The 14,244-nt window shown below is 34.7% G+C and carries 10 protein-coding genes and 1 pseudogene; 7 read left to right on the top strand and 4 right to left on the bottom strand.

Annotation, left to right across the window (positions count from 1 at the left end):
- The first annotated feature begins 3 nt into the window (after positions 1-3).
- The 4 genes and pseudogenes from prfB to BXU11_RS08190 all read left to right on the top strand — a co-directional run bounded on the left by prfB (position 4) and on the right by BXU11_RS08190 (position 5,837).
- A pseudogene (gene prfB / locus BXU11_RS08205) lies at positions 4-1,100 on the top strand (peptide chain release factor 2).
- 182 nt (positions 1,101-1,282) lie between these two features.
- The gene (gene lpxD, locus BXU11_RS08200; RefSeq protein ID WP_024981747.1) at positions 1,283-2,281 is read left to right on the top strand and encodes a UDP-3-O-(3-hydroxymyristoyl)glucosamine N-acyltransferase; all 999 of its coding nucleotides are present in this window, start codon (positions 1,283-1,285) and stop codon (positions 2,279-2,281) included.
- Positions 2,282-2,448: 167 nt separating this feature from the next.
- Positions 2,449-3,897: an IS1182 family transposase gene (locus tag BXU11_RS08195; RefSeq protein WP_078211930.1), complete on the top strand. Its 1,449-nt coding sequence runs from the start codon at positions 2,449-2,451 to the stop codon at positions 3,895-3,897.
- Between the two features lie 311 nt (positions 3,898-4,208).
- Positions 4,209-5,837, top strand: coding sequence for an acyl-CoA carboxylase subunit beta (locus tag BXU11_RS08190; protein WP_078211928.1), 1,629 nt, complete (start codon positions 4,209-4,211; stop codon positions 5,835-5,837).
- Positions 5,838-6,107: 270 nt separating this feature from the next.
- Here the strand turns inward: BXU11_RS08190 and BXU11_RS08185 are convergent, their stop codons facing one another.
- Together BXU11_RS08185 and BXU11_RS08180 are read right to left on the bottom strand one after the other, a co-directional pair.
- Positions 6,108-7,151 (bottom strand): AMP-binding protein, encoded by a 1,044-nt coding sequence (locus BXU11_RS08185; RefSeq protein WP_078211926.1) that lies wholly within the window; start codon positions 7,149-7,151, stop codon positions 6,108-6,110.
- 22 nt (positions 7,152-7,173) lie between these two features.
- Positions 7,174-8,097 (bottom strand): CPBP family intramembrane glutamic endopeptidase, encoded by a 924-nt coding sequence (locus tag BXU11_RS08180; protein WP_078211924.1) that lies wholly within the window; start codon positions 8,095-8,097, stop codon positions 7,174-7,176.
- Positions 8,098-8,196: 99 nt separating this feature from the next.
- On the opposite strand from BXU11_RS08180, the gene BXU11_RS08175 reads away from it, so the two are divergent.
- Positions 8,197-8,544, top strand: a complete 348-nt coding sequence (locus tag BXU11_RS08175) for an ArsC/Spx/MgsR family protein (protein WP_078211922.1) — start codon at positions 8,197-8,199, stop codon at positions 8,542-8,544.
- Positions 8,545-8,632: 88 nt separating this feature from the next.
- Positions 8,633-11,077 (top strand): outer membrane beta-barrel family protein, encoded by a 2,445-nt coding sequence (locus tag BXU11_RS08170; protein ID WP_078211920.1) that lies wholly within the window; start codon positions 8,633-8,635, stop codon positions 11,075-11,077.
- A 93-nt stretch (positions 11,078-11,170) separates the two neighbouring features.
- On the opposite strand, the gene BXU11_RS17850 is transcribed toward BXU11_RS08170, so the two are convergent.
- Positions 11,171-11,344, bottom strand: a complete 174-nt coding sequence (locus BXU11_RS17850) for a hypothetical protein (RefSeq protein WP_024981741.1) — start codon at positions 11,342-11,344, stop codon at positions 11,171-11,173.
- Between the two features lie 160 nt (positions 11,345-11,504).
- Positions 11,505-12,707 carry an NAD(P)-dependent oxidoreductase gene (locus tag BXU11_RS08165; protein ID WP_024981740.1) on the bottom strand — a complete coding sequence of 401 codons (1,203 nt, stop codon included), beginning with the start codon at positions 12,705-12,707 and terminating at the stop codon, positions 11,505-11,507.
- Between the two features lie 248 nt (positions 12,708-12,955).
- Here BXU11_RS08165 and BXU11_RS08160 point away from each other — a divergent pair, with 248 nt between their 5' ends.
- Positions 12,956-14,158: a serine hydrolase gene (locus BXU11_RS08160; protein WP_078211918.1), complete on the top strand. Its 1,203-nt coding sequence runs from the start codon at positions 12,956-12,958 to the stop codon at positions 14,156-14,158.
- Positions 14,159-14,244 lie beyond the last annotated feature (86 nt).

Genomic DNA, 14,244 nt, shown 5'->3' with positions numbered 1-14,244 from the left:
TTTATGACAACTACCGAACAAATTAAAGGTATTGTGGAGCGCCTTGGTGCGTTGAGGAGGTATCTTTGACGTAGATACCAAACTTATTGAAATTACCAATGAAGAAGAAAAAACTTTTGCTCCAGATTTTTGGAATAATACAAAAGAAGCTGAGCTTATTGTAAAAAACTTGAGAAACAAAAAAAAGTGGATTGAAGATTACAATAAGGCCGTTGCACTTACAGAAGAATTGCAACTCGCTTTTGATTTTTACAAAGAAGGAGAACTTAGTATCGAAGAATTAGACGAACAATATTTAAGCACTCAAAATCATATTGAGGCAATTGAATTCAAAAACATGCTTTCTGACGAAGGCGATACCTTAAGTGCTGTACTACAAATAACAGCTGGTGCTGGCGGAACCGAAAGTTGTGATTGGGCTGAAATGCTGATGCGTATGTACATCATGTGGGGCGAAAAATATGGCTATAAAATCAAAGAATTGAACTTTCAAAAAGGAGAATCAGCAGGTATCAAAACCGTGACTTTAGAGTTTGAAGGGGATTATTCATTTGGGTATTTAAAAGGAGAAAATGGGGTACATCGCTTGGTTCGTATCTCTCCTTTTGATAGTAATGCCAAAAGACATACATCTTTTGCTTCCGTATATGTATATCCCTTGCGGATGATACTATTCAAATTGAGATTAATCCGCCGATATTTCGTGGGAAACCATGCGTTCAAGCGGAGCAGGTGGTCAAAACGTAAACAAAGTGGAAACTGCAGTTCGTTTGCGTCACTTTCCTACAGGCATCATTATTGAAAACTCCGAAACACGTTCTCAATTGGACAACAAAACCAAAGCCATGCAATTGTTGAAATCACAATTATATGAAATTGAATTAAAAAAGAAGCAAGCGCTTAGAGACGAAATTGAAGCCAAGAAAATGAAAATTGAATGGGGGTCACAAATTCGAAACTACGTCATGCATCCCTACAAATTAGTAAAGGACGTTCGGACAGGCCACGAAACTAGCGACGTAGATAGTGTTATGAATGGCAACATTGACCCTTTTTTAAAATCATTCCTAATGATGATGGGACAGAGAGAAGAAGAATAACCTATGTATTCCAAAAACTAAAACGACTTCAATATATTCTTGAAGTCGTTTTTAGTTTACTCAAAAAAGTCATTTTTTTCTTATTTTAAGTTTTTTTTAACTTTTAAAAGTTAAATTATTAGGTAGGTCTATAACAAATTCTTTTATTTGAAACCAAATATACCTAAACATCTTCCCCTTTAATGAAATCCTACTCTATTCAAGAAATTAACGAGGCTTTGCAAGGCCAATTAATTGGCAACTTATTACACCATATTACTGCACCCGAACAATTAGAATTAGCAACAACCCATCAAATTTCATTTATTGGCAACAAAAAATACGAAAAATATTGGGCTACTTCAAATGCCAGCGCTGCTATTGTAAACGAAGATATTAGCATAGAGCCTGGAGAAAACAAAGCGTTTATTAAAGTAAAAAATGCCGAATTAGCAATGGCACAATTACTACAACTTTACGCACCAGAGCCTCCTCAATTTGACTTTGATGTTCACCCTAATGCCACTATTCATGACAGCGTTATTTTAGGAATAGGAAGCAAAGTTGGTGCAGGATGTTATCTTGGACCCAATGTGGTTATTGGAAAAAATGTAACCATCTACCCAAATGTGACTATTTTGGACGGATCCTTTATCGGAGACCATACAGTACTTTGGTCAGGAGTTGTGGTGAGAGAACGTTGTCAAATTGGCAACCATTGCATCATCCATCCTAATGCTACTATTGGAGCAGACGGTTTCGGTTTTCGAATGTGTAAAGAAAAAGGATTGGTCAAAATTCCACAAATTGGCAATGTAATCATTGGAAATTCAGTTGAAATTGGTGCTAATTCTTGTGTGGATCGTGGCAAATTTAGCGCTACCGTACTTGGTGATGGCTGCAAAATTGATAATTTGGTACAAATTGGTCACAACAGTAAACTGGGTCGTTTTTGTATTATGGCTGGGCATAGCGGTCTTGCCGGTTCTGTAACACTTGGAGACGGTGTAGTTATTGGAGGAAGTGCTTCGATCAAAGATCACACTACCATTGGATCGGGAGCTACTGTAGGTGCTGGTTCAGGCGTAACCTGCGATGTTCCTGAAGGAAAAGTCGTTTTGGGCTATCCTGCCGTAGCCGCCAAAGATGCACTACGCCAATGGGCAATATTGAAACAATTAGTAAATGACACAAGAAAATAAACACACCTAACGGATAAAATTTTATTAATTTCACAAAAAAAGCAGCAATATTATGGAGGCCACTGAAAAAGTACTTTAAGGAATAAAAGCGATAATTAAAGGAGTAGAAAGCTTAGCTTTCCTGCTCCTTTTTTATTATATTTAGCTGTAATTTTAATATTTTTTAAGTGTTAGTACAGCAACAAACAATACGATTCAGCGAGCATTCTACATTGTATGATTTAATCGTTCCAAAGGAAAATATTTTAAGAAAGATCAATGATTTGATTGATTTTTCCTTTATTTACGACGAGTTATTGAATAAATACTGCGCCGATAATGGGCGTATGGCAGAAAGTCCTGTTCGTATGTTCAAGTATCTGCTTCTTAAAACAATTTATACCGTTTCTGATGTTGATGTAGTAGAGCGTTCGCGTTACGATATGTCCTTTAAATATTTTTTGGACATGAATCCAGAAGACGATGTTATCAATTCTAGTTCGTTGACAAAATTCAGAAGACTGCGTTTAAAAGACACCGATTTATTAAATCTATTGATAAACAAAACGGTAGCCATCGCTATTGAAAAAGGTATCATCCGTTCGAGGTCTATTATCGTTGATGCCACACATACTTTATCAAGATCCAATCCATTTTCAGCTATCGATGTATTGAGAGAACGTTCAAAACTTCTTCGAAAAACAGTATACATCTTTGACGACCAATTCAAAGAACGTATGCCTGAAAAAAATACCGATAATGATTTAGAAAAGGAACTAGCTTATTGCAAAGACTTAGGAAAACGTATCGAAAATGAGCCATCGATAAGTTCAATACCCGCTGTGAAAGAAAAATTAAATCTGCTAAAAGAAACCCTAGAAGATACTCAAGAAAATTTAACGCTATCAAAAGATACCGATGCAAAAATAGGCCATAAATCTGCCGAGAGCTCCTTTTTTGGATACAAGACCCATTTGGCAATGACCCAAGAACGCATCATTACAGCGGCCGTAGTTACATCAGGAGAAAAAGGCGATGGACCGGAATTGCCTAAACTTTTAGAAATTAGTCAAGAAAACGGAATTGATGTTGACACCATTATTGGCGATGCGGCTTATTCTGGAAAAGAAAACCTAAAAATAACAAGTGAACAAAACATTAAAATAGTAGCAAAACTAAATCCATCGATAGCACAAGGATTTAGAAAAGATGAAGATAAATTTGACTACAATAAAGATGCTGATAGGTTTGTTTGCCCAGCAGGACATATGGCAATACGAAAGGCACGAGGGGGAACCAAAGATGTCGGGGCAAATCAAGTAGATACTTATTATTTTGATATCAAAAAATGCAAGTCTTGTCCTTTAAAAGAAGGTTGCTATAAAGATGGAGCCAAAACGAAAACGTATTCGGTATCTATAAAATCAAAATTACATCAAGACCAAATAGATTTTCAAGAAACAGAATATTACAAGGAAAAAGCAAAACATCGATACAAGATAGAGGCTAAAAATAGTGAGTTAAAAAATGTACACAGTTATGACAGAGCACTATCGTACGGTATAGACAATATGCAAATGCAGGGTGCAATGGCTATTTTTACAGTCAATTTAAAAAGAATACTGAAATTAATGTAGCAAATCAGGTCTACTTCCAGATTCATCTAAAATGAACTTAGATAAATCGAAATGTAGCCACAATAAAATCTCAAATAAAATTAATCAAAAAGAGAAAACGCTTATAAAAGGAAGGTAAAATTCCAATTATAAGCGTTTTTTTATTGTCTAAAAACAATGCCTATCAAATTCGACGAGGTTTTTCAGTGGCCTCATATTATGCTGCTTTTTTGTTTTTATTAAAAAACAACACATTGATATGCATTTAAACATAAAAGAAATTAAAACCTTTTTGTAAATTAGCTTACAATTTAAAAAACCAATCAATCTTTATGGATTTAAACTTTAATCAAAACGAAGACCACAATAAATTACTGCTTTCTCAAATGCGTCACAAATTAAGTAAAGTAAAATTGGGAGGTGGCGAAAAAAGAATTGAAAAGTTACATGCCGAAGGCAAAATGACGGCAAGAGAGCGTATTGATTATTTATTAGATGCCAAAGCTGAAAGTATTGAAATTGGTGCTTTTGTTGGTGAAGGAATGTACCCTGAACATGGAGGTTGCCCTTCAGGAGGCGTTGTTATAAAGATAGGTTTCATCCAAGGAAAACAATGTATCGTAGTTGCGAATGACGCTACTGTAAAAGCAGGAGCATGGTTTCCTATTACAGGCAAAAAAAATCTAAGAGCACAAGAAATTGCAATGGAAAACAGGTTGCCTATTATTTACTTAGTCGATAGCGCTGGTGTGTACTTGCCACTACAAGACGAAATCTTTCCTGACAAAGAACACTTTGGGCGAATTTTTCGAAACAATGCACAAATGAGTAGTATGGGCATCACTCAAATTGCCGCCGTGATGGGAAGCTGTGTCGCCGGAGGAGCTTATTTGCCCATTATGAGTGATGAAGCCATGATCGTAGATAAAACGGGGAGTATTTTCTTGGCAGGAAGCTATTTGGTTAAGGCTGCCATTGGAGAAACCATTGACAATGAAACCCTCGGAGGCGCCACTACACATTGCGAAATATCAGGTGTAACCGATTATAAAGCCAAAGATGACAAAGATGCTTTGGATAAAATTAAAAATATAGTGGGTAAAATTGGCGATTACGAAAAAGCAGGTTACAATCGCATTCCATCTGCCCCACCCACTTTAGAACAAAAAGACATTTATGGTATTTTGCCTAAAGCGAGAAACGAACAATATGACATGAACGAGATTATCCTCCGATTGGTTGATGCTTCAGAATTTGAACCTTATAAAGACGGTTACGGGCAAACGATTATAACGGGGTATGCAAGAATTGATGGCTGGGCCGTAGGTATTGTTGCCAATCAGCGCAAAGTAGTAAAAACCAAAAAAGGGGAAATGCAATTTGGCGGCGTAATTTATTCTGATTCCGCCGATAAAGCCACTCGTTTTATTGCCAATTGCAACCAAAAGAAAATTCCATTGGTTTTTATTCAAGATGTCACCGGATTTATGGTGGGATACAAATCAGAACATGGCGGAATCATTAAGGATGGCGCCAAAATGGTCAATGCTGTATCGAATTCTGTAGTTCCAAAATTCACCATCATAGTTGGAAATTCTTACGGTGCCGGAAATTACGCCATGTGTGGCAAAGCTTATGATCCAAGACTAATTGTTGCATGGCCTAGTGCAGAATTAGCTGTAATGGGTGGCACACAAGCAGCAAAAGTATTAGCGCAAATAGAAGCTTCCTCTCTAAAAGCCAAAGGCGAAGTGGTAGACGAGGCCAAAGAAGCCGAATTGTTCGCTACTATTAAAGCTCGCTATGACGAACAAGTTTCGCCCTATTACGCCGCCGCTAGATTATGGACCGATGCTATCATCGACCCATTGGATACCCGAACTTGGATCGCTATGGGTATTGAAGCAGCCAATCATGCTCCTATTGAAAAAAAGTTTAATCTGGGTATCATTCAAACCTAAGGTTAAAATTTGATGTCGTGTTTTAAAGCTAAAAATTTCTTTGTCACAGATTAGCACAGATTAATTTTTCAATCTGTAGCAAAAACTCTTTTAAATGATTATGACAATATATATTTCTTACTACTTAGTACATAAAAAAAGAGCTGATTTCTCAGCTCTTTTTTATTGCCTTTCCTACCCCTCTAAGTTGAAGAGTAGAAATTTATTTGTACTAAATGATTCTTGGTTATTTCTACTATAGAAGTTAAACTAACTACTATAATTTTTAAACTATGCTACTATCGATTCTTTTCTGATAATTTTTCCAGTAGCGGTTACTTCAAAAGCAGGAACAAATAAAATTTCTTTTGGTTTTTCGTATTTATCCAAAACATCAAAAACAGACTCCTCAATTGGCATCGGCTCACCTTCAACATACAAAACTACTTTTTCTCCCAAAACAGTATCAGGTTTACTTGCTACAAAATAACGTCTTGGTATTTGAGAGGACAATTTAGCTTCAATTTTTTCAGGTACAAGTTTTATTCCACCGCTATTAATAATATTGTCCAATCGTCCAACCCAAATAAATTGTGTATCTGAAACCAATTCTACAATATCATTTGTTACTATTGGATTAGCATTGATAGCCGGAGCATGTACAATTAAACCATTATTATCATCTACAGAAACGGTCACATTCGGTAAAGTTGTAAAAGCTTTTTCCCCTACTCTTTTAGCAGCAATGTGTGTGATTGTCTCAGTCATTCCGTAAGTTTCATAAATTTTATTTGGTAACTTTATTAACTTATCCTCTAACGACTTGTGGATTTTCACCCCTCCGACTATTATTTTCTTGATATTTTTTAACTTATCTATTGAATTTTTGGCCTGTAAAGGAACCATGGCAGCAAAATCATATTTTGCATCATTATACTGCAAAGGATTAGAATTAGGTTCTACAAAATCCATATCCAAACCTAGAATAAAGGCACGAACAAACATCATTTTACCAGCAACATAATCAATAGGTAAGCAGTGTAAAATTTTGTTACCTGGGCTTAACTCAAAAAAATCACCTGTAGCTAAAGCAGAACTTACCATAGCTTCTTTTTCAATACGAATTAATTTTGGCGCACCTGTCGTACCTGAAGTATTGATCTCAATATAAGACCTATTATCAAACCAATCAATTAAAAAATCGCCTAACGATTTTTGAAATTCAGCTCCTTCTTTTATAAAAGAATAAGCTACCATGCATAACTGTTCGCGATTTAAGTGAACACCATTAAACTTAAAATAATTATGAACATTCTTGTATGTAACTGTTTTCATAGTGGTTGTAATTTATTGCAATTTATAATCTATTATTAATTGAACCCGCGAGCTTATTTTTCCATTGAGTCCATTGATATTTTCTCCCAAATATAAGCAAAAGAATTGGGTATATCAACAAAACCGGCAGTAATACATCATACCCTACTGATGGTTCTGATACGTCTTTTAAAATGGAATGCGTCTGAAAAACGGACCAATTTGAGGTCACCAATAAAGCGCCAACCAAATTATTTGCTGCATGAAAACCCAAAGCCAATTCCATTCCCTCATCCATCAACGTAATAATTCCTAAAAAAAAGCCCGTACCAATATAGTAGATCAGTATACTATTGCCCATTTTTACCACTTCAGGATTTGCTAAATGCATCAATCCAAAAATACTAGATGTCATGACTAATGGAAACCATTTATTCAAAGACATATTCGCAAAACCCTGCATTAAATAACCTCTAAATACATATTCCTCTGTTGTGGTTTGAATAGGAATAAAAACCACTCCAATCAATAAAAGAATCAAAAAAGACAAGGGATCAAAATTCAATACATAATCCTTGGGAGACAACAACCAATCCAATAAAGTAGATGCAATTGCGAAAAATGCCCAAATTGAAAAAGAGAAAAAAACCCTACTCCAATCGACCTGAGCTCTTGATGTAGTTACTGACAAAATAGATTGTTTATGAATCACTTTAACCACCAGAAAAAAAGCCAACAATGCAAAGACAAACGATAATAGCATGAAAAACAAAGTAGCATTTGGGGCTAAAAAATGCATCATAGCTTCGTTAGTTGCTGGAAAGGGCAAATTATCTTGAATCGATTTAAAATAAATCACGGCTAACATCGGGAGTTGACCAATAAGAGATGCCACTATAACAAGTACAGAACCAATAATATATTTGTAAAAATGATTATGAGGAAGAACTCCTTGTGTTAAAAACATAGTTTAACAATTTGATGAATGGTTTATAATAAAGTTCATAGATTTGTATGCCTAAAAATACCCTTTTATTTGTTTATAAATTCAAAAATAACTTTAAAAATGCTACAAATTTTTCATAATCCACGATGTGGGAAATCCAGAAATTGCCTTGCTCAGTTAACAACTATGAATCAAGAGTTTGAAATCATTTCGTATCTCACCACTCCACCTACACCAGAGGAATTAAAAATACTGCTTCAAAAACTGTCCATACCAGCTATAGCATTAGTAAGGCAAAAAGAAAAAATTTGGATCGAAAACTACAAAGAAAAAACACTAACCGAAGCTGAAATCATCTTGATCTTGTCTAGTAATCCCATACTTATTGAACGACCAATTATTGTATCAGGAGATCGAGCGATCATTGCCCGTGAGGAATCAAAAACACTAGACTTTTTAAAAGATTAATCATTTCTTTTTAACAAAATATTATGATTTCAGAATGAAACCTTTTTACTTTTTAAGTGTCTAAAAAGCCAAATCATTAAAACTAAAAATGAAAAACCTTACTCACTTCATTACCTTATTACTACTTTGCTTTACTATTGCGAGTTATGCACAACCAGGAAAAACCAAACTCAAAGTCACAGGAAGAGTTGTTGAAAAAAATTCAAAACAACCCTTAGAATACGCTACAATCACCTTAAAAAACACTAGCAATCCAAAAATTATTGCTGGAGGTGTTACAAACAATAAAGGAGAGTTTTCAGTAGATCTGAACGCTGGTACTTACGATATCATTGTAGAATTCATTTCGTTTAAGCCTTTTGAAATCAAACAAAAAAACATTTCAGATAACGTATCACTTGGACTCATCTCCCTAACAGAAGATGCTGCACAACTAAACGAAGTCGTGATACGCGCCGAGAAAACAACTGTGGATATTAAATTAGATAAAAAAGTATATAATGTAGGTTCTGATTTAATGGTTAAAGGAGGAACAGTGAGCGATGTTCTAGATAACATTCCTTCTGTAGCAGTAGATGCCGAAGGAAACGTAAGTTTGAGAGGAAACGAAAATGTGAGAATTCTTATTGACGGAAGACCTTCAAACGCTATTAATATTACCGAAGCCTTACGTTTAATTCCAGCGGATGCTATCGAAAAAGTAGAAGTTGTAACCAATCCTTCTGCTAGATACGATGCCGAAGGTGGTGGTGGATTATTGAACATCATTCTAAAGAAAGGAAAAAACCAAGGATTCAACGGAACCTTCATAGCTAATACCGGATATCCAGACAATCATGGTTTGAGCGGAACTTTGAATTACAAAACTGAAAAATTCAATTTGTTTACCACCCAAGGCTACAATTACAGAAACAATCCTGGTCGAGGATTAAACGATTCAAAATACTTCAATACTGACGGAACAACCAAAAATTATGTATACGAAGACAGAGAAAACGATCGTTTTAACAGCGCTTACAATGGTACTGCTGGAATAGAATGGTACATCAATAAATCTACTTCATGGACCAATAGTATCAATTACCGAAAAAGTAATGGCAATAACGAGGATAATGTCTTTCAAGATAATTATAACAAAGATTTTGTTTACGAGTTTACCCGTAATCGTTTAAATAAAGAAAATAGTGATAGCGAGAATTTTGAATACGCTTCTAATTTTATCAAAAACTTCAAAAAAGAAGGCCATAAGCTGAGTGTTGATATCTCTATTTCTAGCAATAAAGATTTGAATTCTGCTATAATTACTGATAAAACAACAAATTCTACAGTGGTTAAGCTTGATGATTCCCGTAACAACCAAGATCAAAAAAGAAATTTATTTGTGGTTGATTATGTGTTGCCGTTAGGAAAAGGACAACAATTTGAAGCAGGATACCGAGGTGACTTTACGAATTTAAACACTGATTATGCTGTAACTAGTAGTGGTACTTCTGTTGGTATTTTTACCAATTTTTTAGAGTATAAAGAAAAAGTAAACGCCTTATATACACAATATGGCTTAAAAGTAAACAAACTCTCTATGCTTTTTGGTATGCGTTATGAAGATTCAAATATTGATATTAACTTTTTAAAAACTAACGATTTCAATACCAAAAAATACAGCAACTTATTTCCAAGTGCTTTTTTTACCTATGAATTATCAGACAAAAGTAGTACGTCAATTAGTTATAGCAAACGAATTCAAAGACCAAGAGGACGTTTCTTAAACCCTTTCAACAACTTCTCGAGCAACATCAATATTTTTGTTGGAAATCCTGACTTAGACCCTGCCCTAACCGATGCGATTGATTTTGGATACATCAAAAGATGGGAAAAGCTAACTTTAAGTACTTCATTGTATGCTAACAAAACCAAAGATGCTTTCCAATTTGTGAGACGCCCATCGGGAGAAACCGTAAATGGAATCCCCGTAATTGAAGCCTCTCCTATTAATTTGGGTACAGAGCTAAGAAGTGGTTTTGAATTCACATTAAATTATTCGCCTTATAAATGGTGGAAATTGAATAGTAACTTTAATTTCTTCGCTGTACAAACGCGTGGCGATTTTGTATACACTAATTCTTTAGGAGAAGTAATTACTCAAAATTTTGATTTTGATGCTACTTCTTGGTCAGCACGTTTAACCTCAAAAATCACGTTACCTGCCAAAATAGACTGGCAAACCAACTTATCCTACAATGGACCACAAGACAATGCCCAAGGAAAACGTTTGGGTATCTTAGCCATGAATTTAGGATTTAGTAAAGATATTTTAAAAGACAAAGCTACGGTTGCCTTCAACATAAGTGATGTTTTCAATAGTAGAAAAATGATGTCAGAAACACGCATTCCAAGTGTTGAATCGTATTCAGAAATGCAATTTAGAATCCGACAAGTAACACTTTCATTTACTTATCGTTTTAACAAACCTAAAAACGAAAGAGAAAAACCGAAACGCAACATGAACGAAGGCGAAATGGAATTTCAAGGATAATCAATTAAAAGACCTGCTTAAGCAGGTCTTCTTTTTGGATAAAGCACAAAAAAAAGGACTCAAATTGAGTCCTTTTTTATTAAGATCATTAGCTTATACTAATTCTTCTTCTTGTTTCTGTTTTGCTTTTTTCTCTTTATAAGCTTCCCAAGAAGCGCCTCCTACCCAATAGGATATGAAACCAACTAAGAAAAACATTAACCAAAATCCCATGGTTAGGATGGTTAAAAAAAGCAAGAAACCTAAATACTGTGAAAATTCAAACATGTTTTCCGGAATTTTGAATGTTGCGACAAATATAGCGGGAATATTGTTTTAAAGCAATTAAAAGCATAAAAACTCAGCTTTATTTTTAAGAAACTTTTAAGAATGCTTTTTTAACTATAACGTTATCATTACGCAATCCTATCAAATAACTAAAAATCAATTATTTGCCATCCACATACTCCTGTAAATACTGGAATCGCTCTGTCAATTGCCCGTTATGAGTCATTCGAGCCCGAGCCAATATTCCGTCAGCATCACCATTAAAAAAGGCTGGAATTACATGTTGTGCAAACATCTGACCAAAACCTTCGCTGGCATCTTTCGGCAATTCACAAGGCAAGTTATCTACGGCCATTACCACAATAGCTGCAGGATGAAACACATCAACTTCTTTATGCTCGGAGGGTAAATACCCATACAATGGCTCTTCAATAGTTGAAGCTCGGAGTGTACAAGCAATAGGTCCGTTTACATCGCAGGAAACATCAGCAACCACTTTTATTTTACAATCACTAGCTTGTAACATTTTTTGCGTTAGAATGTCTGGAGCACCATTGCCATGAAAATGTCCTGAGATATAAATATCGGATACTTTGGTGAATTTCTCAAAATCAGAACCATAATCTTGGGGATTTTTGTAAAAATCGTTTGTATCGATCGTAGTACCATCCAGTCTTTTATTGTAGTCCAAAACTTCAATTTGGGTAAAAACAGCACTAGAATAATTTTTATTCAAAAAATTTTCTACCGAAACTTCTTTAATTTTCATTGCCGTCAAAATTTCTTGTATTCCCACTCCGACTTTACCTTTACCAGTGACCACAATTTTTATTGGAGGAAGAATTTGGCGCTTTAATTGACGCACTAGATCTTCTTTTCCATTCAAAGTACAAGCTTTCGGCATTTTAAACAATTCAAACTTAATTCCGAAAGCTCGAATAGCATTGTAGGCACCCACAATTCCTGCATACCTTCCAAAACCAATCAATCGTCTATTCGAAGCGTCCACAATGGTTTCATGATCATACAGTTCAATGTTTTTTTCTAAAACAGCTTGCAATAATTTTCGATTATAAGGCTGTTTTTTGATTGTGTGCGAAAAAAAGAAGTATTTTTTATCAGGAATCAACCACTCTACTGGCACTTCTTTTACCCCAAATAATACTTCACAATCCGACAAATCATCGGTTACCGCTATTCCTTGATCCTGATAAGATGCATCACTAAAAACACGAATATCCGAAGGTTCGACTTTAAAAATAAGATCTGGAAATTGTTCTTGTAATATTTTTATTTCATTAGGAGAAAAAACAACACGTTTGTCTGGTGGATTTTTCCTTTCTTTTATAATTCCAAATTTCATTTTACAGTATTTATACGATAATTAATTTAACTTACGATTGAATTATTGTTACAAATATAACAATAGTAATAAGAATAGCCTTTTTTTATTTTGATTTTCATTACAAAAAAAACAAATTAATATTGAACACCAATACGCTATGTCTTTGGAGGAATATTAAAGTTATCCTAAATGTAGCAATAGAAAAAAAACAAGAAAGAAAAAATGTAAAGGAATCTATATATTTGCCCCTTTCAATTTTACTTTAGATGGCACTTCTCAAAAAAGCAAATATAGCACAATTACTCCTCGTATCTTTAACCATAATTTCTTGTGCAAAAGAAATTAAAAAAGTAGAGCTTACAGACGACCAGCTTCCGAAAAACGTTCTACCCATATTAAAGCCAGCACCAAAAGATAGCACCCAACTCAGTGCAAATTACATTCAAGAAAAAAAGGCAAAAATCGCTACGTTTTATCAAAAAACCTGGCCCAACAATTCTATGAATGGGAGTTTTTTAGTAGCTCAAAACGGCCAAATCATTTATGAAAAATACAATGGTTATGGAAATTTTAGAGATAAAGATACTATTACAAGCGAAACTCCTTTGCATATTGCATCTGTGAGTAAAGTGCTAACGGCCACATTGATTTTGAAATTAGTCAATGCCAAACGCTTGGATTTGGACCAAAAGGTTAACAGTATTCTTGAAACCTTTCCGTATCCTGAAATTACAGTACGCACCTTATTGAATCACCGTTCTGGAATTCGAAACTATGCTTACTTTACGGATAGGAAAGCTAATATTTGGGATCGTAAAAAAACATTAACCAACCAAGATGTATTGGATTTAATGGCTACAAAAGATATCAGTTTAGAGTTTAAAACAGATAGTCGTTTTGCCTATTGCAATACCAACTATGCGATTTTGGCTTTGATTATTGAAAAAATAACTCATACAACGTATATCGATGCAATGCACAAAATGATTTTCCAACCGTTGGGAATGACCCACAGTTTTGTGTTTGACATTACCAAAGACAAAAAGAAAATAGTCCCGTCATATAAAACCAACAAAGTTGAAATTGGAATTGATTACTTAGACGGAGTGTATGGCGACAAAAACATCTACTCTACTCCAAGAGATCTATTAAAATTTGATTTAGCCAGAAATACAGGCTCTTTCATTTCACCAGATCTTTGGAAGCAAGTTTTTACCCCCTATAGTAACGAACGAAAAGGAACCAAAAACTATGGTTTAGGCATTCGAATGATCAATTGGGAAACAGGTCAAAATTTTTATTTTCATAACGGTTGGTGGCATGGAAACACCTCCTCATACATCACACTTCCAAAAGAAAAAGTGGTCATCATTGCTTTATCCAATAAAATGACAAGAAGTACGTATTCGGTCAGAAAGCTTGCAACGCTTTTTGGAGATTACCCGTTTAAACTGGAGGACGAAGAATAAGGAAAATCCATTTTTTAAAAAATAGGCATAGAATTTGATTTAAATACTTTTTATTACCTCAAATAGATTATATTTGCAATCCAAAA

The sequence above is a fragment of the Flavobacterium sp. LM5 genome, from assembly GCF_002017945.1.
GTDB lineage: Bacteria > Bacteroidota > Bacteroidia > Flavobacteriales > Flavobacteriaceae > Flavobacterium > Flavobacterium succinicans.
Note: the sequence above shows the minus strand (reverse complement) of the source record. Positions and strands in the feature narration are given on the sequence as shown.

Excerpts from the sequence above, each read along its gene's own strand:
- lpxD (WP_024981747.1), top strand. The coding sequence starts at position 1,283 with ATGAAATCCTACTCTATTCAAGAAATTAACGAGGCTTTGCAAGGCCAA.
- BXU11_RS08190 (WP_078211928.1), top strand. The coding sequence starts at position 4,209 with ATGGATTTAAACTTTAATCAAAACGAAGACCACAATAAATTACTGCTT.
- BXU11_RS08185 (WP_078211926.1), bottom strand. The coding sequence starts at position 7,151 with ATGAAAACAGTTACATACAAGAATGTTCATAATTATTTTAAGTTTAAT.
- BXU11_RS08180 (WP_078211924.1), bottom strand. The coding sequence starts at position 8,097 with ATGTTTTTAACACAAGGAGTTCTTCCTCATAATCATTTTTACAAATAT.
- BXU11_RS08175 (WP_078211922.1), top strand. The coding sequence starts at position 8,197 with ATGCTACAAATTTTTCATAATCCACGATGTGGGAAATCCAGAAATTGC.
- BXU11_RS08170 (WP_078211920.1), top strand. The coding sequence starts at position 8,633 with ATGAAAAACCTTACTCACTTCATTACCTTATTACTACTTTGCTTTACT.
- BXU11_RS17850 (WP_024981741.1), bottom strand. The coding sequence starts at position 11,344 with ATGTTTGAATTTTCACAGTATTTAGGTTTCTTGCTTTTTTTAACCATC.
- BXU11_RS08165 (WP_024981740.1), bottom strand. The coding sequence starts at position 12,707 with ATGAAATTTGGAATTATAAAAGAAAGGAAAAATCCACCAGACAAACGT.
- BXU11_RS08160 (WP_078211918.1), top strand. The coding sequence starts at position 12,956 with ATGGCACTTCTCAAAAAAGCAAATATAGCACAATTACTCCTCGTATCT.